The organism is Brevibacillus fluminis, assembly GCF_003710825.1.
Classification (GTDB): Bacteria; Bacillota; Bacilli; order Brevibacillales; family Brevibacillaceae; genus Brevibacillus_D; species Brevibacillus_D fluminis.
The window spans coordinates 22,400-49,304 of record NZ_RHHQ01000025.1 but is presented as its reverse complement, the minus strand read 5'-3'; the positions used below and the strand labels follow the sequence as shown (position 1 = coordinate 49,304).

The 26,905-nt window shown below is 51.3% G+C and carries 26 protein-coding genes; 3 read left to right on the top strand and 23 right to left on the bottom strand.

Annotation, left to right across the window (positions count from 1 at the left end):
• Positions 1-7 precede the first annotated feature (7 nt).
• The 10 genes from EDM56_RS27310 to bioB all read right to left on the bottom strand — a co-directional run bounded on the left by EDM56_RS27310 (position 8) and on the right by bioB (position 10,263).
• Positions 8-1,339 carry a phytoene desaturase family protein gene (locus tag EDM56_RS27310; RefSeq protein ID WP_281274995.1) on the bottom strand — a complete coding sequence of 444 codons (1,332 nt, stop codon included), beginning with the start codon at positions 1,337-1,339 and terminating at the stop codon, positions 8-10.
• A 146-nt stretch (positions 1,340-1,485) separates the two neighbouring features.
• Complete coding sequence (locus EDM56_RS27305; protein WP_122921108.1) at positions 1,486-2,691, bottom strand: aminotransferase-like domain-containing protein; 1,206 nt, start codon at positions 2,689-2,691, stop codon at positions 1,486-1,488.
• Positions 2,692-2,791: 100 nt separating this feature from the next.
• On the bottom strand, positions 2,792-3,862 hold the full coding sequence (locus EDM56_RS27300) for a phosphodiester glycosidase family protein (RefSeq protein ID WP_122921107.1): 1,071 nt from the start codon (positions 3,860-3,862) through the stop codon (positions 2,792-2,794).
• Complete coding sequence (locus tag EDM56_RS27295) at positions 3,852-4,337, bottom strand: hypothetical protein (protein ID WP_122921106.1); 486 nt, start codon at positions 4,335-4,337, stop codon at positions 3,852-3,854. Before EDM56_RS27295 ends, EDM56_RS27300 begins: the two co-directional genes overlap by 11 nt.
• 141 nt (positions 4,338-4,478) lie before the next feature.
• The gene (locus EDM56_RS27290; protein ID WP_122921105.1) at positions 4,479-6,026 is read right to left on the bottom strand and encodes a DHA2 family efflux MFS transporter permease subunit; all 1,548 of its coding nucleotides are present in this window, start codon (positions 6,024-6,026) and stop codon (positions 4,479-4,481) included.
• 13 nt (positions 6,027-6,039) lie between these two features.
• A complete protein-coding gene (locus tag EDM56_RS27285) occupies positions 6,040-7,287 on the bottom strand; it encodes an efflux RND transporter periplasmic adaptor subunit (protein WP_122921104.1) in 1,248 nt (415 codons plus the stop codon).
• Between the two features lie 12 nt (positions 7,288-7,299).
• Complete coding sequence (locus tag EDM56_RS27280) at positions 7,300-7,959, bottom strand: HlyD family secretion protein (protein WP_122921103.1); 660 nt, start codon at positions 7,957-7,959, stop codon at positions 7,300-7,302.
• Entirely contained in the window at positions 7,956-8,393 is a 438-nt protein-coding gene (locus EDM56_RS27275) for a MarR family winged helix-turn-helix transcriptional regulator (RefSeq protein ID WP_246009559.1), read from the bottom strand. Before EDM56_RS27275 ends, EDM56_RS27280 begins: the two co-directional genes overlap by 4 nt.
• A gap of 251 nt (positions 8,394-8,644) precedes the next feature.
• The gene (locus EDM56_RS27270) at positions 8,645-9,118 is read right to left on the bottom strand and encodes an SRPBCC family protein (protein ID WP_122921102.1); all 474 of its coding nucleotides are present in this window, start codon (positions 9,116-9,118) and stop codon (positions 8,645-8,647) included.
• A gap of 146 nt (positions 9,119-9,264) precedes the next feature.
• Positions 9,265-10,263: a biotin synthase BioB gene (bioB, locus tag EDM56_RS27265; protein ID WP_425456369.1), complete on the bottom strand. Its 999-nt coding sequence runs from the start codon at positions 10,261-10,263 to the stop codon at positions 9,265-9,267.
• 119 nt (positions 10,264-10,382) lie between these two features.
• On the opposite strand from bioB, the gene EDM56_RS27260 reads away from it, so the two are divergent.
• Complete coding sequence (locus EDM56_RS27260) at positions 10,383-11,006, top strand: biotin transporter BioY (RefSeq protein WP_122921101.1); 624 nt, start codon at positions 10,383-10,385, stop codon at positions 11,004-11,006.
• A gap of 4 nt (positions 11,007-11,010) precedes the next feature.
• Here the strand turns inward: EDM56_RS27260 and EDM56_RS27255 are convergent, their stop codons facing one another.
• From EDM56_RS27255 to EDM56_RS27220, 8 genes are all read right to left on the bottom strand, one after another.
• On the bottom strand, positions 11,011-12,210 hold the full coding sequence (locus EDM56_RS27255; RefSeq protein WP_122921100.1) for a CynX/NimT family MFS transporter: 1,200 nt from the start codon (positions 12,208-12,210) through the stop codon (positions 11,011-11,013).
• 4 nt (positions 12,211-12,214) lie between these two features.
• Positions 12,215-12,913, bottom strand: a complete 699-nt coding sequence (locus tag EDM56_RS27250; RefSeq protein WP_122921099.1) for a FadR/GntR family transcriptional regulator — start codon at positions 12,911-12,913, stop codon at positions 12,215-12,217.
• Positions 12,914-13,031: 118 nt separating this feature from the next.
• A complete protein-coding gene (locus tag EDM56_RS27245) occupies positions 13,032-13,850 on the bottom strand; it encodes an alpha/beta hydrolase (protein WP_122921098.1) in 819 nt (272 codons plus the stop codon).
• 84 nt (positions 13,851-13,934) lie between these two features.
• Positions 13,935-14,405 (bottom strand): GNAT family N-acetyltransferase, encoded by a 471-nt coding sequence (locus EDM56_RS27240; protein WP_122921097.1) that lies wholly within the window; start codon positions 14,403-14,405, stop codon positions 13,935-13,937.
• 230 nt (positions 14,406-14,635) lie between these two features.
• On the bottom strand, positions 14,636-15,727 hold the full coding sequence (locus tag EDM56_RS27235; protein ID WP_122921096.1) for a YheC/YheD family endospore coat-associated protein: 1,092 nt from the start codon (positions 15,725-15,727) through the stop codon (positions 14,636-14,638).
• 72 nt (positions 15,728-15,799) lie between these two features.
• The gene (locus tag EDM56_RS27230) at positions 15,800-16,720 is read right to left on the bottom strand and encodes an RluA family pseudouridine synthase (RefSeq protein ID WP_122921095.1); all 921 of its coding nucleotides are present in this window, start codon (positions 16,718-16,720) and stop codon (positions 15,800-15,802) included.
• A 101-nt stretch (positions 16,721-16,821) separates the two neighbouring features.
• Positions 16,822-17,211, bottom strand: coding sequence for a thioredoxin family protein (locus EDM56_RS27225; protein ID WP_281274993.1), 390 nt, complete (start codon positions 17,209-17,211; stop codon positions 16,822-16,824).
• Positions 17,212-17,225: 14 nt separating this feature from the next.
• On the bottom strand, positions 17,226-18,125 hold the full coding sequence (locus EDM56_RS27220) for a LysR family transcriptional regulator (protein ID WP_122921093.1): 900 nt from the start codon (positions 18,123-18,125) through the stop codon (positions 17,226-17,228).
• 155 nt (positions 18,126-18,280) lie between these two features.
• On the opposite strand from EDM56_RS27220, the gene leuC reads away from it, so the two are divergent.
• A complete protein-coding gene (leuC, locus tag EDM56_RS27215) occupies positions 18,281-19,702 on the top strand; it encodes a 3-isopropylmalate dehydratase large subunit (protein WP_122921092.1) in 1,422 nt (473 codons plus the stop codon).
• Positions 19,703-19,732: 30 nt separating this feature from the next.
• A complete protein-coding gene (leuD, locus tag EDM56_RS27210) occupies positions 19,733-20,323 on the top strand; it encodes a 3-isopropylmalate dehydratase small subunit (protein WP_122921091.1) in 591 nt (196 codons plus the stop codon).
• Positions 20,324-20,517: 194 nt separating this feature from the next.
• Here leuD and EDM56_RS27205 read toward each other — a convergent pair whose 3' ends face one another.
• From EDM56_RS27205 to EDM56_RS27185, 5 genes are all read right to left on the bottom strand, one after another.
• Positions 20,518-20,994 (bottom strand): hypothetical protein, encoded by a 477-nt coding sequence (locus EDM56_RS27205; protein WP_122921090.1) that lies wholly within the window; start codon positions 20,992-20,994, stop codon positions 20,518-20,520.
• A gap of 75 nt (positions 20,995-21,069) precedes the next feature.
• Positions 21,070-21,561: a YajQ family cyclic di-GMP-binding protein gene (locus EDM56_RS27200; protein ID WP_122921089.1), complete on the bottom strand. Its 492-nt coding sequence runs from the start codon at positions 21,559-21,561 to the stop codon at positions 21,070-21,072.
• A gap of 49 nt (positions 21,562-21,610) precedes the next feature.
• On the bottom strand, positions 21,611-22,399 hold the full coding sequence (locus tag EDM56_RS27195; protein WP_122921088.1) for an SDR family oxidoreductase: 789 nt from the start codon (positions 22,397-22,399) through the stop codon (positions 21,611-21,613).
• Between the two features lie 152 nt (positions 22,400-22,551).
• Positions 22,552-25,629 (bottom strand): efflux RND transporter permease subunit, encoded by a 3,078-nt coding sequence (locus EDM56_RS27190; RefSeq protein ID WP_122921087.1) that lies wholly within the window; start codon positions 25,627-25,629, stop codon positions 22,552-22,554.
• Complete coding sequence (locus EDM56_RS27185) at positions 25,629-26,855, bottom strand: efflux RND transporter periplasmic adaptor subunit (RefSeq protein ID WP_122921086.1); 1,227 nt, start codon at positions 26,853-26,855, stop codon at positions 25,629-25,631. Before EDM56_RS27185 ends, EDM56_RS27190 begins: the two co-directional genes overlap by 1 nt.
• Between the last annotated feature and the right edge of the window lie 50 nt (positions 26,856-26,905).

The window sequence follows — 26,905 nt, the reverse complement described above, 5'->3', positions numbered from 1 at the left end:
ATACAAATTATACAATGTCTCTATGCTCATAGTTGGGGGTTCTCTCCATTTCCTCAAGCAAGAGTATATGTTCTATAGCTCGTTTGGCGCTTGCAGTTGAAGCATCGGCCAGTAGCTCGCCGTGTGATGCCCACTCTCCTGCTACGTATAGCCCATTAATTTCCGGGACAGCGGGCCCTGGATTCTCTTGACGTTTTATATGCATAAAATCATGGCAGACCGTGATCTTTGGTAGGTATTGTTTGACAACTAATTCGCTCTGCCAACCCGGTTGAACCAAATCCAAGGTTTGTTCCAGTTCTTGTAAATCTTTTTCTGGATTTGTCTCCATTCCTTGATACTTGAACATGGATATGACTTGTGCACCATCTTCGCTTAGGTAAGCTGCCCGCGATTGATTGGAGAGAAAAACAGTTTGATCGATTCCATATACAAATTGTTGTTTCGGTTTTGGAAGTCGGCGCAAAGCTACATCTAAACAAGCGGCTGTGACTTCAATCGCCTGTTCCTTCCAAGTATGAAGAGCGGTTGCTTCTGCATGAGGGACCAGCTGGTAAGCGATCGCAGGCGAAGTTGTGACGATGATATTTCTCGCCCTTACTTTCGTTCCGTCTTCACACAGGACATGCTGTACAATTCCTTTCTGATGTTCGATACACTTGACCTTGTTATTGGTTAAAAAGTGCACGCCGTATTCGGATGCTTTTTTCCTTAATTCATCGACCAATGCCCCCCAGCCACGATCTAGATACATCACGCCTTGCAGGGAATTTTGAAGCTGTTTTAAAACTGGGCCGGCAGCTTGTAAGTCAGGTGCCACCACATAACTTGCCGTACGGAACAGGGCGTAAAATAAATTTCGAACCATTGGATCATGTAAATTTGCTTCAATCCATTCGCGCAGACTAATTTGATCATAATGATGAGTATCGAGTTTTCCTAATTTCCCAAGCCAAACGGCAACCTCCATTTTACCTTTCCAGGATAAGAGTGGGGTGGTGAATAAGGATTTAACTCCCGTAGGTACAGTACTTAATTCTCCTTTCCAAATCCCATAGCCATCGATGGAAGGTTGATTTCCTTGCATATGCAATCCTAATTCACGGAACGTAGCAAGAGCATCTCCATGATACAAGGCATGCCCCCCTAAGTTGAAGTAAGCTCCTTTTTTCTTATTCGTAATAGCTCGACCGCCTAAGCGATCCTGTTTTTCAATTACAATCGTTTGTTTGCCTGCTTTTGCTGCATAGATCGCAGCTGTTAATCCAGCGACTCCCCCACCGACAATGGCCACATCGTATTTTTCCATTTGAATCATCCCTTTCGATTTTTGTACCAGTATGACGGGGGAAGGGAGTTGAGTGTGACAAGAAAGAAAAAGGAATTTTTTTAAGTGTCCGTTTTTTTGCCTTGTTTTTTTCAATTAAAGGAAAAAGAGCCACAGATCCGCAAGTGGGGTCTGTGACTCTTCTCTCTTACTCTTATCTACTTCACAACTTGTGTCATATACGCCTGATACGCATTAGCAAATCGCTCGACACCCAACTTAGTCCGTTCTTCATTATTATGGGTGAAGTTAAGACGCAGCGTATTTTTCATCGGTGCACCTGCACAGAATGGAGCGCCTGGAACGAATGCGACTCCTTCTTGTACCGCGATCTTCAACAGCTCGGAAGCGTCCATCCCTTCCGCCAGCTCGCCCCAGAAGAACATGCCACCCGCTGGCTTGTTGATCGTAAAGCCCGACAGGTTTTGCGCGACGAACAGGTCGTGCATGTTTTCCATGCGCTTTTTGTATTGGGCACAGGTTACGGCGAGATGCTCGTCCAACGCGAAATGGACGAACAGCTGATACAGCGCCTGCTGGTCGATTGAGCTCGATTGCAGGTCGGAGGCTTGCTTCACCTTCGCCATCGCTTGGATGACGCGCTTGTCGCCCATCGCCCAACCCGTGCGCAAGCCAGGTGCGACCGTCTTGGAGAAGCTGCCCAAGTAAACGACTGCGGAATCATGCGGATGCTGATCGAGCGACAGGATCGTGGGATAATCAGCCTCTGGATCGAACTTGATTTCACCATACGGATCATCTTCCAGGATCAGCACGTTGTTTGCCCGACACGCAGCCAGAAGACCCAATCTGCGTTCCGTGCTCCACACACGTCCAGCTGGATTGGAGAATGTCGGTACGACATAGACGAGCTTTGGCTTGTGTGCCTTGATTTTTGCGTGCAAATCGTCGATATTCATTCCAAGCGAATCGCTTTCCACCGCAACCACTGTTACCCCGTGGGAGCGGAACGACTGAAGCGCCGCCAAATAAGTGGGGTCTTCCACGAGTACGATGTCGCCTTCATCAAGATAGACGCGAGCCAAAAGGTCGAGCGCCTGCTGTGAGCCTGTCGTCAAAATCATGTTGTCCGGCTCGACGTGCATGTTTTTCTTCACACGCATCCGCTCGCACATTTTTTCGCGCAGCGGCAAAAATCCTTCAGTCAGGCCGTATTGCAGCGCCTTGGTTCCGCTATCAAGCACGCGGTCATACGCATCCTTCACCGCCTCAACCGGAAAATACTCTTCCGCCGGGAGTCCTCCTGCAAACGAAATGATCTCGTTGCCCTGCGTCAGCTTCAGAATGTCGCGAACGACCGATGATTCCAGATGTACGATACTTTTCGCAAATTGATAATCCATCGCAAATGTCCCCTTTTTTCCTTGCCTCTGGTACCTGAAGGTAATTTCCCTATTTTAGCACTTCTCCGTTGAAAAGCAACGGGAAATTTCCAGTGGTCAGTTAAGGCATGACGACAATATTGCTTGTGACCGGACGCTCCCGGCCATCTGACGGATGGTTCAAAATCTTGCCTTTGTAGTAAAATGCGCTGGAGCCACCACCGTCCAAGTTATACGCATCGCGTACGTGGAATTCGAGCAGCTTGTTCTGCGCTTCCTCTAATGTAACACCATTGCTTCCGCCGCCACCGCGCCCGTCGATGACGATGATCAAAATGTCGCCATTGGTAAAGTGGCCGATCAAGGTGCGCGGGTGTTTGGTATTGGCCCAATCGCGCGGGATCGGTTGCTTTTTGCCGCCTTGCAGCAAAGTCGGCAGGAAGCTCGCCCCTTGCAGGATGCCCTTTTGCTTAACCTCGCTTTGCGACTTCAGCTTGCCGCCTACGAGATGACCCTGGTTGTTGAACCCGACGAAGCTCAATTTTGTGTTGGTCGAAAACGTTTTGATCTGACCGTCGACGACCGTAACGCCCAGCGGACTTAATGTACCGTTTTTGTTTGTGTTGAAGCCGCCCGCATTGATAGCGAGCAGTGCGCCTTTGCGCTTGGCCGCGTGGCTGGTCGTTTCCCCTTTGCTGACAACCTTGTCGTTGGCAAGCACCATTTTCAGCGCATTCGGATTCGTCAGCCGCACTTTTGCCATGTAACCGCTATAACCGGACTCAGCGAGAGAATATACTTTCACAGTTGCGTTCTTGCCGAAGGTTTGTCCAATCGGATTGCCCAAAAGCCCGGACAGCACGGTATCAAGCACGTCGCCTGACTGCTTAAGATGATCTTTGCTGGTCGAAATCAGATTATCGAGCTGCTTGTTCTGCTCATCGTACTCTTTCTTTTCCTTGCTGGCCAACGAATGGATTTTCTCCAACTCGTCGGTTGTTTTGTCTACGCTTTCCTGCGTCTCTTCCGTCGTCTTGGCGAAATCTCCGAGCTTTTCTGTCACCTTATCAAGCGGCAGCTGCAAGGAGGTTGCCTCGATATTATGTACCGGATTAGTTTGTGCGAACGCGGTGTAAAAACCGATGACAGGCGCGCACAAAAGGCACAGGTGAATCGCCCATTTACCACGCACGCGCAGCGTCCTCCAGTTTTTTCAGCGAGGTGCGCAGCTCAGTCAGCTGCTTGTTGAGCTGGTCGATTCGCGTCGTCAGCGCTTGTTTGGTTTTATCTGTTCCACCCAGCGTTTCGCCTGTCATCTGCAATCCTTCCTGGATGGAGCCCAGTCCAGCCTGCACCGTGGAAAGCTCCGTGCTGAGCTTGCCCACCTGCTCCTCAATTTTGGCCATTTGCTTGAGGTTGGCTGCCTGTGATTCTTGCAGACGCGCATCGATGTAGGCACGGCTATTTTCAATATAGTGGTTGGCGAGTAAATAGCCTCCACCCATGAGAATGATCCAAATCGCGCTGAGCAAAATCACTTGCTGTTTGTTGTTTTTCAACCCTCTTGCCATGTTGCGTTCTTGCCGTCTTTTTTGTTTCGCATCTTCTTGTTCCGAAAACGGCATCGCCTGATTCGCTGTGGATGATGAGTACATCTGATTCTTCATCCTTGCGTCCCCTCCTCACTACGACGTTTGTTGTCGGATTTTGCTATATTATATCATCGAAATAGTAGGCGAACCGTAATAAAAAGATTTGCAAAATTCGTTTGTTCAAAAAAGAAAACCGCCCGAAAGCGGCAAGGGGCATTAACGCGTTGCCCCTTGTTCCGTAGTTTCAGCCGGTTTTTTTCGTTTCACAAAAAAGATTAAAAGTGGGATGGAGATAAAGATAGGTATAGCCGAAACAAGGAATGTGTCAGCGATCGCGCGGACCGCTGCTTCCTTCTGGATCAGCCCGCCCAACATGGTCATTGCACCCGCTTTTGCGGTAGCTGCATCAACGCCCGACTGCTGGTAAACAGCCGACATGGTCGTGATGAAGGAAGACGCCGTATCGTTGGTGACCGAAACCGAATCATTGATGCTCGCGCCTACACTCGTTTGGCGAGATTGCATGACAGCGGTCAAGAGCGCGATCCCGAAGGAAGCGAACACCTGCCGGATAACGTTGGACAATGGCGAGGCGAGGCCGACCATATGCTTCGGCACGCTATTCATCCCTACCGTCGAGAGTGGCATCATACACAAGCCGATACCGATCCCGCGGATCGTCAGCACCACATCGAGCCAATGGTTCGGCGTGTCCTGCGCCAGATTGTGCAGTTCAACCGTCGTCACACCCATTACGGTCAATCCGACCAGACCGAGCGGGATGACGCCGAATTTATCAAACAGCCGCCCGCTGATCGGCATCATCAGCGCCATAGCGATGGATTGCGGCATCAGCAACAGACCGGACTGCATCGGCGTCAAGCCTTGGATGTTTTGCAAATACAGCGGCATCAGGAACGTACCGCCCATCATCCCCATCATGACCATACTCGCCGTAATGACGCTGACGGTGAACGGCGTGATTTTGAACAGGCGCAAATCAAGCAGTGGGGATTCCACATGCAATTCCACCCAGATGAACAAAATCAGCGAGAAGACGGCTACGAGCAGAAAGCTGACGATATAAAACGATGTCCAGCCCTCCGACTGCCCTTTACTCAAGGCAAACAACAGTGACCCGCAGGCGATGACCGATAGGATCGCGCCCGCTTTGTCGAGCTTCAGGGACGTATTTTTCGGCGTCTCGCGCAAAAGCGAGGAACACATGACGATCGCGAACAAAGCGACCGGCACACAAATTAAAAACAGCAGTCGCCAGCTGAAAATATCGATCAAATAACCGCCGAGCGTCGGACCGATGGCAGGGGCGGCCATCGCGGCTACCCCCCACAATCCGAGCGCCATCCCGATTTTTTCACGCGGAACCGACGCATAAATGAACGTCATCCCGATCGGCATGATCAAGCCGCCGCCCAATCCTTGCAAAACCCGGAAAAAGATCAGGCTGGAGTCGCTCCACGCCAATCCGCAAAGCAAAGAACCAATCATAAAAGCAATTAAGGAACCGACAAACATAAACTTGTTGCCGAACCGTCCTCCGAGAAACCCGCTCATCGGGATGACGACGGCGGACGACAGCATATATCCTGTCAATACCCATTGGATCGTCTGGGTATCGGACCCAAACACGTTGACTAATTGCGGCAGTGCAACGTTGATCAAGCTGTTATTCAAAACCGCTACAAACGTACCGAGGATAATTGCGATCAGTACGAGCCACATTGACTGCTTTTGTTCTGCCATCGCACGATCCCCCTTACTTCACTGTAACCTTGTCTCCATCCTTCAGTTGGCTGCCAGGGTTGACGATGACTTGGCTGGCTTGATCCAATCCGTTCGTTACATACGACCAGTTGGCATCCTTGTCTTCGGTTTTCACTTCAACCCGATGAGCAACGCCATCTGTCACGGTATAGAGATAGGTTTTATCGGAATCCTTCACGAGCGAGGAAGTTGGAACCTCGATGCGCGTTGCGTTTGCGGACGTGCCGATGGTCGCATCCATGATCATGCCGGAGCGGAGCAGTCCTTGCGCATTGTCTACCTTGACTTTTACAGGGAACGTATTAGTGCCCGCGTCAGAGATCGGGCTGATGAAAATAACCGTCCCTTTGAACGTTTTGTCCGGAATCGAATTGGTTTTCATCTCAACGGTCGCGCCTGGTTGAATCAGGTTGATCTGATCTTGGTTGACGGAGAACTGCACTTGCACGGTTTTCATGTCAACTACAGTGAACAACGGTGCACCCGGTGTTGCCAGTTCGCCCGGATCGATCGAACGTTTGGCAACAATCCCTGCGATCGGCGATTTCACCGTTGTATTGTTCACTGAAATTTCAGCCAGCTGGACAGACGAATTCAAGCGATCCACTTCCGCCTGCAACGCTTGGATTGTATTGCCTGTCGGACCGTTCTCGGAAAGCTGCAGCTGGGCTTGCAGCTGCTCGTAACCCGATTTGGCTTGCTCCAGCGCCAATTGCGCTTTTTCCAAATCCGTTTGGGACACCGCACCGCTCGTAAACAGCGATTTCGTGCGTTCAAGTGTTTTTTGCGCATTGTCATACGCGGCTTTCGAGCTTTCGAGACCGCTCTTTTGACGTTGAATTTCCTCGGAACGAGTACCTGCCTTGGTGTCAGCCAGCTTTGCACGCGCGCTTGCCAGCGCCGCTCTCGCCTGGATCACCTGCTGGTTGTAGTCGTCCGCTTCCAGCTTCACTAATGCATCGCCCGCTTTGACGATGCTTCCTTCGTCGACACTGACCGTTGAAACGCGGCCGGCGACTTTGGACACGACTTGCACTTCTTGGTTCGGCGTTACTTTCCCGCTGATCATCAGCTGGTTGCCGGTCAGATTGCCTGCTTTGATGACTTGAACGACAGGATTGCCAACGGCCTGACCTACAGTACCGTTATCAGCGCTACACCCGGCGAACAAAACCGAAAGCGAAAGAACCGCTGCATACATCGCTATATTTTGATGTTTTTTCATTGTGATCTTTTTCATAATGGTTTCACCTTAGTTTCCCTTCACATGAATTTTGATAACGGCACTCATACCGGGCGACAGCTCGATGCCATTTGTACTGTCAATGGCAATTTTGATCGGAATGCGTTGTGTTACCTTTGTGAAGTTTCCGCTTGTGCTTGTTGCAGGCAGCAGGGAAAACGTGGAGTTCGTCGCCTCACCGATCTCAGATAATTTCCCTGTAAAGTGGTTGCCAGGGAACGCATCTACGGTAAAATCAACAACTTCCCCTACATGAAGCCGGCTCAGATTCGTCTCTTCAATATTAGCGGACAAATACAGCGAATTTTTATCGACAACCATGGCGATCGGTTGTCCTGCCGCCACGACTTCACCGACTTTTGCCTGCGTTTTGATCACTTTTCCCGTGATCGGAGCGCGCAGAACCGCGTTATCGAGCAAGTTGGTAGCGAGATTGGAGCTGTCGACTTGACCGACAGGCTGGTCAGCGATAACCGAGTCGCCTTCCTGTACATTCAATTGCATCAGTTTTCCGGACATTTTCGGCATGACGCGATAAATATCTCCGGTCAGTCGCGCGTCTTCCGTCGAGATATAGTTAGCGCCTTGGTACCAGTAATAGCCACCGACACCGCCGCAGACCAGCACCATCAAAATCAAAATGACGTATAGGCTTCCCTTTTTCTTCATGATTTCTCCTCTGCTTTCTTCTCCATATGATTAATTAAGATTTGAAGAGTTCGAATAAACGAGTCAATTTCTTCTTCCGTGACACCACTCAGCATTTCTGCGTAAAAGGTCTCCTGATAAACGTTCAGTCGATCGGAGTTCTCCTCGAGCTTGCACGTGCGTTCGATCCAAATGACCCGTCTGTCTTGCTGGTCTTTTACCCTTGCTACAAAACCACCCCTCTCCAAACGGTCAATGATCCCGGAAACCGTACTGTACGACAAGTCCAGCGCTTTGCTGATCTGACCGATCGTTTTACGCTCCTGTATGATCTCCTTGATGACCATCATCTGCGGCATTGTGAAGCCGAGCTCAGATAATTCCTTGGATACGGCGATATTGTAGAGTTTGGTCAGCTTACGTATCGAGTTACGTATGGTCGCCGGTTTACTCACAATATAAATCCCCCGTTATATATTTCGTGCACGAAATATTATTTTCACATTTGGTATCTTACTCCTTCGGAATATGGTTTGGCAAGTAAAAAGTTTTCTTAATTAACATTTCGTTCGAGAAATTATTGTGTACTAGGTATTTGAGTGGAAAAAACGGGCTCCGCCGCGGCTTTTTGGGAGAACGGCAAAAAACCCGAGGCTTCTGCCCCGGGCCAATCTAACCTTTAATAAAATAAATATACTTCTTCCTTTTAAGCCATACTTGCCAAATGCTCCTCCAGACGATCCATGGTCTGTTCGGCACCCGGGACGGCATAAGTTTTCACCTTATCGAATACAGCGTCATTCTCTTCAAAAACCGTGCGATACGTGAGCTTGGTCTTTCCATCCAGATCTTCTAAGGTTGCTGTCGCCATAAAATGGGGAAACACAGCATGTTTGATGACGATTCGTTCGGGTTTCACAATCTCAACAAAGACGTTGGTGTTGGGATAATCTACGCCATCAGGACCGTGCATGATAAACTGCCATGTACCACCAGGTTTCATCTCAAACTTCTGAAACGTCGTCGTAAAACCTTGAGGGCCCCACCACTTCGACAGGTGCTCCTCTTTCGTCCAAGCATCAAACACAAGCTCACGTGGTGCATTAAATACGCGGGTGATCACAATTTCGCGTTCACCTACTTGCGCTACGCTTTTGTTTGTTGCATTGTTTTGGCTCATGTCCATCCCTCCACAATGAAGTTATCTTTGAATTGTTGAAACCTTTATCACTATGTAGCTTCCCTTACGTTCCTCTTCATAATCTTAGCATATTAACCATGCATTGGTTTCTTTCAGATTGCTCACTTGAACATCCATCCGTAATGTTACAAAGCACAATTCTCGATCTCGAAGCCCAAATCCTCTATCATACCCCAGTCTTCCGTCGGCTCCTGCCCCTCCGTTGTCAAATAATCGCCTACAAAAATCGAATTCGCCGCGTACAGACCCAGTGGCTGCAACGAACGCAAATTCACCTCGCGCCCTCCTGAGATCCGAATCTCCTTAGTTGGATTGACGAACCGCATCATAGCCAAAAGTCGCAAGCACTGACGCGGATTCAGTTCCTTGCGCCCCGCCAACAACGTCCCCTCGATTGCATGCAAAAAGTTGCACGGGATCGAATCGACATCCAGCTCTTTCAGCGAAAATGCGATATCTACCGCTTCTAGGTCGCTTTCACCCATGCCAAAAATCGCCCCGGAACAAGGCGAAATCCCCGCTTGCTTCACCTGCATGACGGTATCCTCGCGATCCTCATAGGTATGTGTGGAAGTAATCTTCGGGTACTGCTCCCGGCTTGTATTCAAGTTATGGTTATAGCGATGTACGCCAGCGACTGCAAGCTTTGTTGCGTGCTTCTCATCCAGAAAACCGAGGCAGCAGCAAATTTTCAAATCGGTGGTCGCTCGGATCTCCTCAACTGCCCCGACCACCTGGTCGATCTCGTTATCCGTTGGCCTTCTGCCGGAAGCGACAATACAGTATGTACCGGCCTTGCGTCGAATCGCTTCCGAAGCGCCTTTTAGAATCGTCTCCTTGCTAAGCAACGGATACTTGCTGACCGGTGCTTTCGAGTCAATGGACTGCGAGCAATAGCCGCAATCCTCTGGACATAACCCTGATTTTGCGTTGATGATCATGTTCAGTTTTACTTTTTTCCCATAATAGGTGCTACGAATCAAAAAAGCCGCCTGTAAGACCTCAAGCAGTTCTTCGTCGGATGAGTGAAGGATCGCCAGAGCTTCCTCCCGTGAAATCGGCCGCCCACCCAACACTTCTTTTGCCAAGCCACTCCAATCACGCACACGTACCATTCGATCCACAACGTCGCCCCCTATTTGTTAACCATTCGTAAAATTAAGTTGACAATTCATGGTTATTCTACCATTCTATCAATATGTGTCAACCGTTTTAATAAATCAGTTAACAAAAGGAGGGTAACATGTCTAAAAATCGCATCAAAATGATCAATCTTGCCGCTCTCTTTGCTGCTATTATCGCCGTTTGTGCCCAGCTATCCTTTACGGTCGGGCCGGTACCTTTCACGTTGCAAGTATTTGCGATTTGCTTAACTGGCCTTTTGCTCGGCAGTCGTTGGGGAAGCGTATCGGTCCTTGTTTATCTCATTTTAGGAGCGATTGGCGTTCCCGTGTTTGCCGGATTTCAGAGCGGCCTTCAGACGATTTTCGGAAAAACAGGGGGCTATCTACTCGCCTTTCTGCCAGCCGTCTTCGTGATCGGACTGATTGTAGAGAAAGGCCGGATTGCCGTCTGGAAAGCGTTCCTTGCCAACCTGCTCGGGTTAGTGATCATTTACGCGCTTGGAACAATCCAGCTCAAATTCATGCTGAATCTACCTTGGTCGAAAGCCATCGCATTCGGCATCATTCCGTTTCTCATTCCTGATGTCATCAAGATCGCCATCGCTTCCTCACTTGGGGTCATCCTTTTAAACCGACTTGCTTCCGCCGGTTTTCTTCCTGAACGGAACCTACAAAAAAAACCATCAGGATTGGCGTTTCCCGATGGTTCCGATCAAACTTCGACCGTTGCAAGCAAGCTCTAGCTTGTTATACATGTCGATTGCGCCCTGCCCCCAAGCCAGCGGCGATCAGAGCAACGCTTACGACGAGCAGCATCGTAAGCGGCGTGCTCCATTCATGGGTCTGGTCAAACAGGAATCCGACCAGTGTCGGCCCGAGCGCCGCGAGCAAGTACCCAACCGACTGCGACATGCCGGAGAGCTTGGCCGCCTGACTGGCATTGGCCGCACGTAGACCGATTAGCACCAATGCAAGGCTGATGCTCGCCCCTTGCCCCAACCCGAGCAAAACGATGGAGACGATCAGCATAGTCTCACCGCTACCAATCAACAGTCCAGCGATCCCGAACAAATAAAAGAGTCCGACGATGACGACCAGCACCTTTTGATTTGACAGCCGATCAGCAATGACTGGAATCGCGAAATTGACGGGCAAAGCGGCAAACTGCAAGAGTGAGAGCATCCACCCTGCCATCGACACACTCATGCCGTGTGCTTGCAAGATCGCTGGAAGCCATGCCACCGTGCAATAAAACAGAAACGATTGCAATCCCATGAAAAACGTGACCTGCCAGGCAAGGCCCGATTTCCATAGTGAACGTTCTTGGCCTTGAACCGCCATAGTTTGTCGGCCTGACGAGCGTCTTCGCAGCTGCGGCAGCCAGAAAACAGTCGCTACTACCGCGGGCAGCGCCCAATAGCCGAGTGCGCTTTCCCAACCGAGCTGCAGACCGACTGCCAGCGGAATGCTGAGTCCGGAGGCGAGCGCGGCGAAGACAGACATCGCCATGGAGTAAAGACCCGTCATGAGCCCGACACGATCAGAAAACGTCTGCTTTACGATGCTTGGCAAAAGTACATTGAAGATTGCGATTCCGCTCCCGATCAGCGCAGTGCCGACAAACAGCGAGATGATTTCCCCGGTTGAACGGAGTAACGTTCCGGCAATGAGTACGATCAGGCCGGAAAAAATCGTCCATTCGTTGCCGAACCGATGTGCAAGTTTGGGTGCTAAAGGGGATAGGAAGGCAAAGGAGAGCAGCGGCAGCGTCGTGATGAAGCCTACCAGGCCGTTGCTGATGCTGGTGTCCGTCCGAATGAGTCCCACCAGCGGTCCTACCGAGGTGATGGTCGGCCGCAAGTTGCAGGCAACCAGCAGGATCGCGGCCAATAGCATAGCCCGATTCAACGGCTTCACTTGTGCGACGGTAATGGTTTGATTTTGCATGGTTTCACTCCTCTCTCTGCTCGTTCATGGCAGCCCATCCCTCCTGCAGCGCTTCGATGAAGCTGCATGCCGCTTTTTCAGCTGCGATAGGGTCTTGCTGTTCGATCGCCACGAGCAAGTCGGCATGGATCGCTTTTTGATCCTTGACATTCGCGAGCTCAAGGGACCCGACGTGGGCAATCGTCTTCTGCACATGTTCGGACATGTACTTGTACAAATCGAGCAAGAGCGGGTTATGCGTTGCCGTCGCCAGCGCGATGTGAAAAGCGAAATCAGCCTCCACAAAAGCTTCGTTATCACCCACCCGTTCATTGCGCAGCGAAAGGGCATCGCGGATCAGAGTCAAATCTTCGTCTGTGCGACGAACGGCGGCAAGCCTGGCTATATCGCGCTCCAAACTATAGCGCACTTCCAAAATATCGCCGATCTCAGAGCCACGGAGTCGACGCAGCAGCGCCGCTTCAAAATGGGTCGATGCCCGCACGTACGTCCCATCCCCCTGCCTTGCTTCCAACAAACCGTTATGAATCAGGGCATGCAACGCTTCGCGAACCGTATTGCGGCTCACACCCAACTGCTCAACCAGTTCCGGCTCTGCAGGAATTTTCATCCCTACGGCCCATTTTCCCGATTCGATCAGCTGCTCCAATTGGGTCACAACCTGCTTTGCCAATGAGGAGCGCACCGGTTTTTCAAATTCCATTCCGTAAACCTCCAAACGTAGGATGTTTGAACAAAGTGATTGTAGCATGTTCATTGCTAAGAAACAATCTACTTTTTATCGAATGAAAAAAGCCGCCTTCCCTTGGCGGCTAATTCGTTTATTCACTTTGTAAGCGCTGTTTGATGAACCCAAGCGTTTCTTGGATGATCGAACGCGATGTTTCATCATCATCCCGCACATCGAAGGCATGCTGGCCATTCGGATGGATAAGCAATTGATGCGGAACCGCTGCCTCTTCGGCGTGTTTGACGAAACGGTCGATCGATTCGTTGAAGAAAGGGCTGTCGAGCATCGCTTTCACGATCAGTATTGGCGGAATCTTATTCGGCTCGCTCGCAAGATAGGTTGCGGCTCGGAAGCGAGAATACCACTCTTCCGGCGCGTCCGGCACGTGTTCGCGCAAGCCTTCGATGTCCATCAAAGCATAGTAGGACACGATTCCTCTCAGCCATTCGGGCTTTTGTTGCAAGACTGCAGAAAAGGCAGTTGGGCCACCGGCGGAGAAAGCTACGATCACCATTCGTCGAGCGTCAATCGAAAACGCTTCCGCTTGCTCTTGCACAAAGGTAAACAGGTCCACAATATCCTCCTTCGGTCCGGCCAAATCTTGAAAACGTTCCGAAGCACGATGTGTGAACGTAATGCCGATCAACCCATTTGCCGCGGCTAGCTGTCCCCAAGAGACGAATTGTCCGCCATCTTTGATCGTCTTTAGCATCTCCCACGGGGCATCGCCATGAATTAAGATGACAGCGGGCAGCGGAACATCCTTTTGGCGATCAGCCGGGTAATACACATCCAGCGTCAGTTTATCGTCTCCTGCTGTTTTGTACAAAACATCCTTAATCACGTCGGCTTGCTCCATGCCAGGAATCTGGTACACGACCCGTTTTTTCAGCTTTTCTTGCCAATCCATAAGCGACGCCCCCTTTGACGCTGTTATACTCTTCCATTTTATAACAATGGGAGTTGCTCCGTTGTGAACATTCTGACACAAACGTCACAACCGTTTCACAAACAGGACGCGATCATTTCCGTTCCCGTCATAATTGGGGGTCACCGCGATCCCGTCGATTTCCTTCGCGCCCTGCTCGATCTCGAATCCCATTTTACGATGAAACTGAATCGAGGTACGGTTGACAGGCGATGTGACACAACGAACGGTATGACAGCCTTTTTCCTTCACCGCTGCGAAAAACGTCTCGTACAAGCGCCGCGCGATCCCGCTTGTCCGATACTCCGGATGCACGCCGACAAAATGAATGTACGCCTCTCCTACTATTGACTGAGAGCGAAACCCGATAAGAAACCCGACGGCGGAACCGTTTTCTTCCATCAGAAAGCTCGTCGATTGAAAATGAATGAAAAACAGCTTGGGCAGCATGTCCGCCATTTGTCTGCCGCCCCACCAATCATTGATGACAGGGATGATCTCATAAAAGTCTTTTTCCTCGATATTTCGTAGAATCATCGTAGCACCGTTCCTTTTTTTGATTTATTGAAACATTCCCATCAATCATCGCTATCCAAAATCTGCGGCGTAGCATTTGGCTATCTTTTGCTTATCAGTTTCACGAAATTAACGTTATTGGAAAATGATAGCACGTCCACAAAGTAAAAAACAGCCGCTCGCCTTTTTCTAACTGGCGCTCACGGCTGTTTAATTTCTGAGAAGCAAATGCCTTTTCACTAGATTTGATGCTAAATTGCTCGCATCTTCTCTTTCTCGCGTGTCGCAGCCAAGTGCAGCGCATACTGCAACGGACGCTGGATCGCTTGCTTGTAAGTATCCATCGCGCCCAGCTCACGGAAAATTTCCCGCCCTGGCTTCGGATTCACCTCGATCAGCCATACGTTACCCTTCACATCAATACCGATATCAAGCCCAAGCTCCATCATTCGACCGAAATGCTGCTCGATTGTGTTCGCCGTCTGTTTGGCCAGATGCGCGCATTCCTGCATGATGTAATCCGTCTGTCCTGCCGAAAAATGACCTTCCAGAAACGGTCTGACCCGCATCGCTTTACCGCCACCATGCAGATTGGCTGTCGCACTCTTCGCCCCGCCAATACGCATGCCTTGACCGGTAATGCTCCATTCACCATGCTCATTTTTTTGAATCAAAAGCCTCATGTCGATAGAACGGCCTGGGATGAGATCGAGATTCAATCCTTGCTGGATCACAAACAAACCGTTGTTCACCCAGCTCGACACCTTTCCGGCAGCTAGCTGCCAATTCGGTTGAACGCTCTCGACCTTTGTTCGTTTGCTATCCCGGCCAAGCAGACGGTACCCTTGCTTCGTCCGCTTCATGCAGAGAATGCCGCGACCGCCTGTACCGTTGCTCGGCTTGATGTAGAGCTGCGGATGACGGCCGATCATCTCCTTCAGTCCAGCACGGGAATAGTTGACCGTCTCCGGAAGCCAACGGTGCATCGCAGGATCGCGCCATAAGACCTGATGCACCTTCCATTTGTTTGCGAGCCGGTTGTTGGCGTACAGAAACGACTGCTTTTTTCGAAAAGCCACATAGTCTTTGAACGCCTGCGTTGGCGTATAGCGAAACCGGTCGATCACCACGTCTGGCCAGCCAAACTGCCGTGCCTCCCAGCCTTTTGCGGTGCGGGTGTAGCCTTTTACTTCCTTGCTCGCAAAAGAGACATCCTGCGGCGAAAATAAATAGACAGTCGCGCCCAATTGCTCACCAGCTGCCAGCAGGCGCCTGAAATAAGCGGGCTCTGCAAACCGCACGCCTTGCCGCCATGTCAGAATGCCGATTCGGGGTTTTCTCATCGCTGTACCCACTCTTTCGAAACGATTTTTCATTCCATGGCAGTCTATTCACGCGCCCCACGGCATCGTGCGTTAGGCGCGCGAGTTTTGCAGAACTTTTTCCAGCTCAATCAGCTCTTCCGGCAACGGCGCATCGGCTTGTACCGTAGCTCCTCCGAACGGATGGATGAGAGACAGCGAGGCCGCGTGCAGCGCTTGTCGGTCCAAGCCAGCTGCTTTGCCGCCATAAAGTGTGTCACCGATCAGCGGATGACCGAGGTCGCTTAGGTGCACGCGAATTTGGTGCGTTCGCCCTGTATCCAGCTGGCAGGTAAGTTTGGCCGCTGCCGTATACTGTTCGACCAGACGATAATGCGTGATGGCCGTCTCGCCGCCCGGTGTCACGCGCCTGCGCGCCGGGTTGTGCCTGTCTTTGCCGAGCGGCTTGTCGATCGTGCCTGACTTTTGTTTCAGCTTGCCGTGGACATAAGCGAGATAGGTCCGTTTCACCTTGCGTACGCGCAGTGCTTCATCCAGATACGCACCCGCCAGCGCGTGCTTCGCATACAACACAGCACCAGACGTGTCTTGGTCGAGCCGATGAATGTGGCGCACCTTGCTTTCGATCCCGTTCGCGGTAAAATAGCCAGCCACCAAATGATCAAGTGTCAGTCGGTGCCCGGGCTCTGTCGGATGCACCAGCAAAAATGCGGGTTTGTTGACGATCAACAGATGGTCATCTTCGTAGAGCACTGCCAGATCGCCATGCACCGGTTCGATGCCAAGCTCTTCCGGCGCAAGCAAGCGAGCAGCCAGCTTTTGGCCTGCCGCTCCCACCGCAAGCTGTGAGACGGGCTTTCCATCTAATAACAGCTCTTTATGTTGAAATAACAGATGGACGGTTTTCTTTGGCCATTTCCACTGCTCCCGCAAGAGCTGTCCCAATGGAATGCCCGCATACCGCTTATCCAGCGTACCTTCCAGCCATTCTCCTTTTTTGTGCAATGCAATCATCGCTCAAGCTCCCTCCCGTCACTTCAATCGAAAAACGTATTCGAATCACACGCAAAAGGAACCCGACAGCCAGATGCCAGGTTCCCTTCCGCTTTCTATGATTATGCTTGCTTCAGCGCTTCGCTCACTTGTATGGCGCGGTCGAGGAACTGCTCGATCTCCTCGCGGCTTTTGGCCAGCTTGCTAACGAAGCGGATCAGCTCCTTGCCGTTTTGAAAGGCAACGAAACTTGGGATTCCCATGATCTCGAGCGATTGCGAGAGCTCAGGCAGCGTATCGCGATTGACCTCAACAAACGTCAGCTTTTCTTTGTACGCTTCCTCGACATCCGGCATGAACGGATCGATACGGTGGCAATCCGGGCACCATGTCGTAAAAAATTTCACCACAACCACCTTGTCCTGGGCGATTGCCTGCTGGAACGCGTCTTCTGCTTTGATTTCTACCATCATTCCCACCCTTTCGTTTCGCTCGTTTCGGCGAACTGCCAATTTTCCTCAGTTTATCATACTTGCATTTCATTGTCGTACGCTTTTTCCTTTAAAAGCTGGATGAAGGCTTCTGTCGGGCGCGACAGCTGCCTGTCCTTGCGGTAAGCAACGACAAGCGTCCGCGTCGGCCTCGTTGTGAGCCGCGCATAGACAGGCGCATTGTTCGTCCAAGACGATTCGGTAATCATCGCTGGCGCAAAGGAAAAGCCCATCCCTGCGGCCACCAGCGACTGCACTGTCTGGATGTTTGAGCTCTCGAATACAATGCGCGGCTTGAAGCCCGCTTTCTCGCAAAGCCGCAAGGAAATTTGGCGGAATCCCTGCCCTTCCTTTAATAGAACAAACGGCTGGCTTTCCAACTCAGCCAGATCGATTTCTTTTTTTCCCGCCAACGGATGCGCCGGCGGCACGGCGAGATAAATCTCTTCGATGATGGCCGTCTCATGTACGATCGTCGGTGCCTCGATCGGCATCGTCAACAAGCTGACATCCAGTTTACCCACGGCGAGCAGATGCTCGAGCATGCTGGATGTCTCCTCCACCAAGTGCAGCTCGACGCCTGGATAGCGGCTGGCGAATTCCGAGATGACCTGTGGCAGCACGTACGCACCTGTGATCGGCAGACTACCCACAAACAGCTTGCCGATCTCACCGCTAGCATAGCCGCGCATCTCCCGCTCCAATCCTTCCGCCTGATCCAAGAGCGGCCGCGCCACTTGCACAAAGCGCTCTCCTGCATCCGTCAGCTCGACATGGTGGGGGAGGCGGTGGAACAGTTGCACGCCCCACTCCTTTTCCAGCTTAGCAATCTGCTGGCTTAGTGAAGGCTGAGCCAAATGAAGGTTGGCAGCAGCGCGGGAAAAGCTCTGCTCTTCCGCCACCGCCAAAACATAGCGAATTTGTCGTAATTCCATAGACGTACTCCTTTATAGCCAATACCTATACGGCTTATAACTATTATATCTTTGATCTATCTTCCATACTCAAGTAAAATTTGATCTATCACAAGTGAACGACGGAAAAGTCAAACTTTTCAAACGTTCATGTCAATTGTTAGGAGGAACCATCGATGTCGAAACCTCGCACATTATTTGAAAAAATTTGGGATCGCCACGCTATCCATGAAGAACAAGGCAAACCTTCGCTTCTCTATATCGACCTGCACCTCGTGCATGAAGTAACATCTCCTCAAGCATTCGAAGGTCTTCGTCTCGCCGGCCGCAAAGTGCGCAGACCTGATCTGACATTCGCGACGATGGACCACAACGTCCCGACCGCTGATCGCTTCAACGTAAAAGACCCAATCTCCCGTCAGCAAATGGAGACACTGACTGCCAACTGTAAAGAATTCGACGTGCCGCTGGCTGACTTGAACAGCCCGGATCAAGGGATCGTTCACGTTATCGGACCAGAGCTCGGCCTGACTCATCCAGGCAAAACGATCGTTTGCGGTGATAGCCATACGTCCACACACGGCGCATTCGGCGCACTCGCCTTCGGGATTGGTACCAGTGAGGTTGAACACGTACTGGCAACGCAGTGCTTGCAGCAATCCAAACCGAAAACACTGGAAGTTCATGTCGATGGCGACCTGCTCCCAGGTGTAACCGCAAAAGACTTGATCCTCGCGATCATCGCCAAATGGGGAACCGATTTCGCAACCGGCTATGTAATCGAGTATACAGGCGACGCGATCAAAAAGCTCACAATGGAAGAGCGCATGACCGTTTGCAACATGTCCATCGAGGCAGGCGCACGCGCTGGTCTGATCGCACCGGATGAAACGACCTTCAACTATTTGAAAGGCCGCCGTAACGCGCCACAAGGCGAAGCTTTCGACGCAGCTGTAGAAGATTGGAAAACACTTGTAACCGATCCAGGCGCACAGTATGATACCCGCGTTGTCATCGAAGCCGCTTCCATCGAACCGCAAGTAACTTGGGGCACCAGCCCAGGCATGGGAACGAACGTCAACAACACTGTGCCAAATCCAGAAGATTTCACTACTGTCGCTGAGCGTAAAGCTGCGCAAGACGCACTGAAATACATGGGTCTTACACCGGGCACGAAAATGACCGACATTGCGATCAACCGTGTGTTCATCGGCTCCTGTACAAATGGACGGATCGAAGACTTGCGCCGTGCTGCTGCCGTAGCAAAAGGACGCAAAGTCTCCCCTTCCGTCAACGCGATCGTCGTCCCTGGCTCCCAAGCTGTAAAAGAGCGCGCTGAGCAAGAAGGTCTCGACAAAATCTTTATCGAAGCAGGTTTTGAATGGCGCGAGTCCGGCTGCTCGATGTGCCTGGCGATGAACCCAGACATTTTGGAACCAGGTGACCGTTGCGCCTCCACTTCCAACCGCAACTTCGAAGGACGCCAAGGTCGCGATGGCCGCACACATCTGGTTGGGCCGGAAATGGCCGCTGCCGCTGCAATCGCCGGACATTTCGTCGATGTGCGTGAATGGTTGAAAGAAACAGTGACTGCATAATCCACGGATACGTGAAAGGAGATAGTACCAATGGAAGCTTTTGTAACCCTCACAGGCATCGCCGCACCACTCGATCGCGTAAACGTGGATACGGACGCAATCATCCCGAAACAATTTCTGAAGCGCATCGAGCGCACCGGATTCGGTCAATATTTGTTCTACGAATGGCGCTTCACGCCTGAAGGCGAAGAAATCAAAGATTTCGTCCTGAACACGGCGGAATACCGCAACTCCACCATTTTGCTCGGACGCAATAACTTTGGCTGCGGCTCCTCCCGTGAGCATGCGCCATGGGCATTGAACGATTTCGGCTTCCGCGCAGTCATCGCGCCGTCCTTTGCCGACATCTTCTACAACAACTGCTTTAAAAACGGTATGCTGCCAATCAAGCTGTCCGAAGAGCAAGTAGATGAGCTGTTCAACCGTGCCAATCAACATGCGAAGTATGAGCTGACCATCGATCTGCAAGCGAAAACCATCACTGACAACCACGGCTTGTCCTACGACTTTGAAGTCGATGAATATCGCCGTTACTGCCTGCTCAACGGTCTCGATGACATCGGGATCACCTTGCAGCAGGAAGATAAAATCGCTGCATTTGAAGCGAGCCATCGATATTAGAAAACCTGGCTCCGCCAAGCTTTTGGCTTAAGCCGCGGTTGCACTTATACTGGATAAAAATTTTATAAATTCTTATCTGTATTAGCATGACCAAACCTAGCAGGGGATCTCTCCCCTGCTATTTTTTTTGCTGTTTTCTTTGTAACCGCAAAAACAAAGCGCCCGCCGCAGACGGAACGCTTCACGCCAATCGTTTATTTAACCACCAGCTTCTGTGACGCTTCTACATGGTAAGGCGTGTGGTTACCGTAGGCAAGCTCAACGCGCAGGTCATGCTCCCCTTTTGGCAGCTTGGATAAAATGAATTCGGAATCGAACACCTGGGCGATCATCTTCCCATCCAAATAAATGTGGGCGTGGCCTTTTCCGTGAACGATGCCGTTCAGTTCGTCTTTCCCGTCACCGACAAACTCAAAGTTTTCGGTAATGAGCTTGACGTCTGCCTTGTCGCTGTCTTGCATGGTGACATCCATAGCAAGCTTCGGCAAATCAAACCCCATTGGCTGCTCAGCCGCCTCGCTCGTCGATGTCGTACTGGTCGGTTCACTTAGTGAAGAACTTGAAGAATCAAGAGGCTCTCTTAGCAAAAGTACGATTCCCGCAATAAGTACGGCGAAGAGAACGGCAGCACCGATCATCAGTTGTCTGGCATTGATAATGAATACTTTCATTCTTCCTTCTCCCTTTCCAAAGCCATTTAGTACATGCATACGCGGAAAGGGAGAAAGATAGAATCACAATTTGTCCTAGCGATAATTGATGAATTGCACCTCAATTGGTAAATCGGCCTTGCGGATCGCAGCAATGATCAGCTGCAAGTCGTCTCTGTTTTTGCCTGTCACACGGATTTGGTCGTCCTGGATCTGCGCTTTTACCTTGACACCCGAATCTTTGATGATCGTGTTGATTAGCTTCGCATTATCTTTATCGATCCCCTGAATCAGCTTCACTCGTTGACGCACGGTGCCACCGGATGCAGGCTCAATTTTGCCGTATTCAAGGTTTTTTACCGATACCTCGCGTTTGATCAGCTTGCTAAGCAGAACATCCTTCACTTGACCCAGTTTATACTCGTCATCCGATTGCACGACGATCTCTTCTTTCTCCAGCGAGATGTTGCTTTTGCTTCCTTTGAAGTCAAAGCGGTTCTCGATTTCCTTTAACGCGATGTTGATCGCATTCGTCACCTCTGACAGCTCGATCTTGGAGACGATGTCAAACGAACTTTCTTTACTCATGCGAGTTGGCTCCTTCCTATCGAAACGTGTATGTATGATGATGCTTGCGTTAAATCGATTTGACCATGCCACCGTCGATCAGCAGCGACTGACCGGTCACATAGCTGTTGGCGGGGGATGCAAGGAAAGTCACGACTCGTGCGAACTCTTCTGGTTCACCGTAGCGGCCGAGCGGGATTTTTTCTTCCATCTGCTTACGAATCGCCTCTCTGTCGGTTTGCAGCCGCTCCGCCGCCAGTTCGTCGAGCGAAGCGACGCGGTCTGTCGCAATCCGTCCAGGGCCGACCGTATTGATCAAGATGCCATCGCCCCCAAGCTCGGAAGCGAGCGTTTTGGCTAGCCCCACAATGCCGGTACGGAACGTATTTGACAAAATCAGGCTGGGGATCGGCTCCTTAATCGAAGATGAGGTGAAATTTACGATGCGGCCGAATTGCTGTTTGCGCATGTGCGGCAGCACGGCACGGATGGCGCGTACATAGCTGAGCAAATTTTGCTCAAATGCGAGCTGCCAGTGTTCATCGGCCATTTGGTCGAATGAGCCAGCTGGAGGGCCGCCCGCATTGGCGATCAAAATATCAACCGTCCCGAACCGTTCGACAGTCGCTTGAACAAGCTGATCTATCTCTTCAGGTTTGCGCACATCTACTTTCATCGAAAGTGGAGCGCGGCCAGTGGCCTGCTCAATCTCCTGGCTTGTCACGGCGAGCGCAATCTCGTCACGTCCGCAGATGGCAACGTTAGCTCCTTCCACCGCCAATGTCTTGGCCGTCGCTTTGCCCAACCCTTTTGTGGAAGCCAGGACAATCGCCGTTTTTCCGGTAAGCTGCAAATCCATGGGGAAACCTCCTTTTGCTCCTCCCTTTACAGGGTTTTCCTTTATTTTAGTAGAAAAAGACCCATGAGCCAAGGAGAAACAAGCAATCGAACTCAACCGCGCAGCCTAAAGCAAAGAGGCCTGCTCACAGCAAGCCTCTTTTGCCTCTCACATTATGATTCGATCATCGGAATCGTGGCGCGCGCTTTGCGTTTCTCCAGCCGTGCAGCGCGGCGGGCACGAATGCGTGCGAATGTTCCTTCAAAGAGTGAATACAGCACAGGCACCAAAATCAAGGTAATGATTGTGTGGAACACCAGTCCGAAAATGACGACGGTCGCAAGCGGCGCATGGAAATCTGAGCCTTCTGAGAACGCCAGCGCCATCGGCAGCATGCCGAGAATCGCCGTCAATTTGGTCATGAGTACCGGACGGACGCGGTCTTTCACGCCTTCCAAAATCGCTTCCTGCAAATCCATGCCGCGCTCGCGGAGCGTATTGATCCGATCGATCAGCAAGATCGCATTGGAAACGACGATCCCGATCAGCATGGTGACCCCGACGATCGCCATTAGGCTGAATACGCGCTGGGTCAAAACCAGTCCGACCACGACGCCGATAAATGCCATAGGCAGTGTCAGCATGATGATGAACGGATGCGACAGGCGGCCAAATTGTCCGACCATGATGACATAAATCAACGCAATCGCACCTGCGAATACGATCAGCCCGCTAGTCATGTTCTGGCTTTGCTGCTTCAGATCGCCTGCCAGCTCCACTTTGTAGCCTGCAGGCACCGTCAAGGTCGGCAGTTTTTCATTAATTGCCCTGCCCACGGTACCGAGATCTGTGCCTACCATTTCCGCGGAAACGGTGATAACGCGATCCCCTTTTACATGTTTGAGCGAGGAAGGCGATTTGGCGTAACGCCAGTCAACCAAATCAAACAGCGGGACTTGTGCACCGGTCTTCGTCGTAATCGTCACTTGCTTCAATTGATCCGGATGCTTCATCCATTCCTCTGGATAGGTGGCGTTCACATCGATGTCAATGCCATCCATCGTAATTGTCGTGATCGTTTGTTCACCGATGAAGCCGCTAAGCTGCGACAAGAGGTCGCGCTCATCCACCTGCATACGCTCCATCATATCTTGTTTTGGCACGAGCGTTAGTTTCTCGTAGCCATCGGAAAAGTCGTTGCGCGTGTTCACGACGCCTGGGATCGAAACCAACATTTTTTCCACGTCAGCCGTAACTTTTGCAGCCGGCTCAAGCTCCTTGCCCACGACTTGCAGCTGGATGGCAGCTGCCCCGCCCGCCCCGCCAAAATTCGTCTCGATGCGGTCGACATCCTTGATTGCTTTTAAACGATTGTTTAATTCCAGACTAAGCTCATCTTTGCTGTGCGCACGCTCGGCTTTGGATTTCAAGGAAAGCACCAGCGTGATGTTTTTCTTGTTCACATCCACGAACACATCACGGACATCGTTCATTTTCAGCACATTTTGCTCCGCCTCGTTGGCGGTATTGCGCGCCGCTTCGATGCTGGTCCCTTTTGGCAGCACGAGCTGGGCAAAAATGAAGTTTTCATTGACATCCATAAAGTTGCCTTGCTTGATGAACGGCGTCAAAAAGAAGCAGCCGACAAACAACGCCATGGCGATGACCAGCGTCTTGATCCGATGGCGCAGCGCGGCACCGAGAAAACGTTGGAAAAGTCGAAGCATGCGGGCACTGACGCTCTTCTCATTCGTTTTGACACTAACGTTTTTGTCTCTGCCCAAAAAGCTTTCCGCCAAAATCGGCACGAAGAAGATTGCGGCGATGGTGGAAGCAGTAATCGCGGCTGTTACCGTAAAGGCGATCGTCGTAAAGATCGGACGGAATTCCTCGCCAAAGTCGGCGAGCACAAGCGGCAAAAATACGACAACCATCGTCAATTGCGAGGAAAGAACTGGCGTCAACACTTCTTTTGTTCCCAGAATAATCGCTCGGGTCAGCTCCTCACCCTTTTCGCGGAAATGGTAGATGCTCTCGAGAACGACGATTGCGGCATCGACGATCAAGCCGACCGACAAGCTTAAAGAAATCAGCGAAACGGCATCGATGTTGTAGCCGAAAATTTTCATGGCGATGAAGGTCATCAGTGCGGAGAGCGGCAGTGTTGCCGCAATGACCAGGGTAACGCGCAAATTGCGCATGAACAGGTACAAAATCACAATCGCCAGCAAACCGCCCACCATCACTTCGCGACTCAGGTTATGGATGGAGGTCTCGACAAAGGAGGCGGCTTCAAACAAGGTAATGATTTTATACGAGCCGTTCGCTTCCTTGTTTATTTCATTGATCACGGTATCAACATTTCGTTGTGTCGTGATCAGGTCGCTTTCACTGCTGCGGTTCACTATGATGTGCACATAAGGCTGACCGTGGTAGAGCGACAATGAATCGACAGATTTTCCGCGCAAGTCTTCTACGGTCGCCAGCTGTTTGAGCTCGACCGTTCCGTGCGGGGTCTGGATTGCCATCTGTTCAATTTCGGGTATGGAGGCAACCGAATGATCGATTTCAATAACCGTATGATAGCCGTTGTTTTCGAGTGTACCGATCGATTGCTTCCAGTTGGCCTGACGGAGCTGATCCATCACGCTTTGCGGGGTCATGCCATACGCCATCAAGCGTTCCGGTTCTAGGCGGATCGAGACTTCGTTTTTGAAGCCGCCTTTGTCCACCTCGACCGTTTTGACGCCGTCTGCCGCCTCCAACCGGTCTTTGATGCTTGTTTCAGCTAGATTCAGCATGACTTGCGGAGAAGCGCCGACGATCGCTAACTCGCCCAACATCTCATCCCCATAGCTGTCTTGCTGGACGAGTACATTGGTCACTTCTTTTGGAAAATCGTTGCGCAGACGGTTGACGATGCTGTCGACTTTTTGCTTGACCTCAGCTCCCTCGCCCTGCTTCGCTTTGATGCTGATGCGGACCGAACCGCTGCTGGAGGTCGATGTGTAATCGATGATTTCGCTGACCGACTTCAGCTCTTTCTCAATTTTTTTCGTAATTTTTTCTTCCATTTCCTCCGGCGGAAGCGCCCCGCCTGACAGGTTGACTGAGATATACGGAAGATTGGTTTTCGGCACGAATGCAACGGTAAAGGACAGCAGTGCGCCGACTCCGCCGAGAACGAGCAGGAATGTACATAAGTAGACGATTAATTTTCGCTTAAGTAAAAAATGAATCAGCTTCTCCATTACTTGGCTCCTCTCGCGACAACCTTCTCGCCTTCCACAATGTACGTAATGCCGCTTGTAATCACCTGTTCATTTTCTTTCAAACCGGAGAGCACCTCGATCTTGTCGCCGACGATTTGCCCGACCGTGACAACGTGTCGCGTGGCAACACCGTTTTCAGCTGTCATCACGTAACGCTCCGCCTGGGTGATTCCGACGCTTTCCAACGGCACGATGACGCCCTTAACGCTGCGGGGCACTTCAATGGTTGCCAGCATCCCGCCTCGCCATGATTCTTTCGGATTGGCGAACGTGATCTCCACTTGATACTTGCCCGTTTTCTGATCGATGACTGGTGCAACGAACGATACCGTACCTGCTGTTTTTTCACCGTTCTGGTTTACGACCGATACTTTCGTTCCGACTTTGTACTGGTCTATCGTGTCGTTGGCAACATCAAGCGCTACCTTCATCTCCGACAAGTCCACTAGGTGGATGACATCCTGCCCTGGATTCGACAGCTCGCCTGCCTCTTGGCTCACCGTAACGACGGTACCGCCGAATGGAGCCACCAGCTTCGTGTCTTGCAGCGTCTTTGTAGCCTGCGCGACTTGGCTAGCGGCCTGCGTGATCGATGCATTTACGCTTGCGATCTCATCCGCCTCCGCGCCCTTCATCAGCTTCTCCAGTGAAATTTGCGAGTCTTTGGCGTCTAGCTCCGCTTTCGTTTTCTCGATCTTCAAATTATCCAACTCACTTTGCGCCATCGCGCCGCCTTGTACCAATCGCTCGCCTTGCGCAACATCTGTGATCGCTTTTTCCAAACGGACTTTGGATCGTTCCACCGACAATTTTGCGGCAGCGATTTCTTCTGGTGTAGCTCCCTGCAATTTTCGCGTTTTGCGTGCCGACGCTTCCTTCACTTGCCCGGCTGCCGCCTCCACCGCTTTTTGGTAATACCCCGTATCCAGCGAGGCGAGCACGCTTCCCTGTGCCACTTGCGAACCTTTTGCAACATTGATTTTGGCAATTTTTCCCGACGCCCCGAACGAGAGGATTACGTCGCGTTTGGCTTCCACAATCCCGGTAGCCGATAAGAACAGCGGAGCGGTTGGCTTCGTTGCCGCCGCCAGCTCCACGACTTTTCCTGCTGGTCCCGCTGCCGCTTCCGGTGCCGCCGGAGCTGGCCCACACCCCGCGCTCAGCAATAGCAAAGCGGATAACCCAATAAGTGCTTTCTTCTTCATCATCATTCCTCCACATCGATTCCGAGTGCTGCAGTTACAAGTTTGCCAGT

Excerpts from the sequence above, each read along its gene's own strand:
- EDM56_RS27305 (WP_122921108.1), bottom strand. The coding sequence starts at position 2,691 with ATGGATTATCAATTTGCGAAAAGTATCGTACATCTGGAATCATCGGTC.
- EDM56_RS27295 (WP_122921106.1), bottom strand. The coding sequence starts at position 4,337 with ATGAAGAATCAGATGTACTCATCATCCACAGCGAATCAGGCGATGCCG.
- EDM56_RS27290 (WP_122921105.1), bottom strand. The coding sequence starts at position 6,026 with ATGGCAGAACAAAAGCAGTCAATGTGGCTCGTACTGATCGCAATTATC.
- EDM56_RS27285 (WP_122921104.1), bottom strand. The coding sequence starts at position 7,287 with ATGAAAAAGATCACAATGAAAAAACATCAAAATATAGCGATGTATGCA.
- EDM56_RS27280 (WP_122921103.1), bottom strand. The coding sequence starts at position 7,959 with ATGAAGAAAAAGGGAAGCCTATACGTCATTTTGATTTTGATGGTGCTG.
- EDM56_RS27270 (WP_122921102.1), bottom strand. The coding sequence starts at position 9,118 with ATGAGCCAAAACAATGCAACAAACAAAAGCGTAGCGCAAGTAGGTGAA.
- EDM56_RS27260 (WP_122921101.1), top strand. The coding sequence starts at position 10,383 with ATGTCTAAAAATCGCATCAAAATGATCAATCTTGCCGCTCTCTTTGCT.
- EDM56_RS27255 (WP_122921100.1), bottom strand. The coding sequence starts at position 12,210 with ATGCAAAATCAAACCATTACCGTCGCACAAGTGAAGCCGTTGAATCGG.
- EDM56_RS27250 (WP_122921099.1), bottom strand. The coding sequence starts at position 12,913 with ATGGAATTTGAAAAACCGGTGCGCTCCTCATTGGCAAAGCAGGTTGTG.
- EDM56_RS27245 (WP_122921098.1), bottom strand. The coding sequence starts at position 13,850 with ATGGATTGGCAAGAAAAGCTGAAAAAACGGGTCGTGTACCAGATTCCT.
- EDM56_RS27240 (WP_122921097.1), bottom strand. The coding sequence starts at position 14,405 with ATGATTCTACGAAATATCGAGGAAAAAGACTTTTATGAGATCATCCCT.
- EDM56_RS27235 (WP_122921096.1), bottom strand. The coding sequence starts at position 15,727 with ATGAGAAAACCCCGAATCGGCATTCTGACATGGCGGCAAGGCGTGCGG.
- EDM56_RS27230 (WP_122921095.1), bottom strand. The coding sequence starts at position 16,720 with ATGATTGCATTGCACAAAAAAGGAGAATGGCTGGAAGGTACGCTGGAT.
- EDM56_RS27220 (WP_122921093.1), bottom strand. The coding sequence starts at position 18,125 with ATGGAATTACGACAAATTCGCTATGTTTTGGCGGTGGCGGAAGAGCAG.
- leuC (WP_122921092.1), top strand. The coding sequence starts at position 18,281 with ATGTCGAAACCTCGCACATTATTTGAAAAAATTTGGGATCGCCACGCT.
- leuD (WP_122921091.1), top strand. The coding sequence starts at position 19,733 with ATGGAAGCTTTTGTAACCCTCACAGGCATCGCCGCACCACTCGATCGC.
- EDM56_RS27205 (WP_122921090.1), bottom strand. The coding sequence starts at position 20,994 with ATGAAAGTATTCATTATCAATGCCAGACAACTGATGATCGGTGCTGCC.
- EDM56_RS27200 (WP_122921089.1), bottom strand. The coding sequence starts at position 21,561 with ATGAGTAAAGAAAGTTCGTTTGACATCGTCTCCAAGATCGAGCTGTCA.
- EDM56_RS27195 (WP_122921088.1), bottom strand. The coding sequence starts at position 22,399 with ATGGATTTGCAGCTTACCGGAAAAACGGCGATTGTCCTGGCTTCCACA.
- EDM56_RS27190 (WP_122921087.1), bottom strand. The coding sequence starts at position 25,629 with ATGGAGAAGCTGATTCATTTTTTACTTAAGCGAAAATTAATCGTCTAC.
- EDM56_RS27185 (WP_122921086.1), bottom strand. The coding sequence starts at position 26,855 with ATGAAGAAGAAAGCACTTATTGGGTTATCCGCTTTGCTATTGCTGAGC.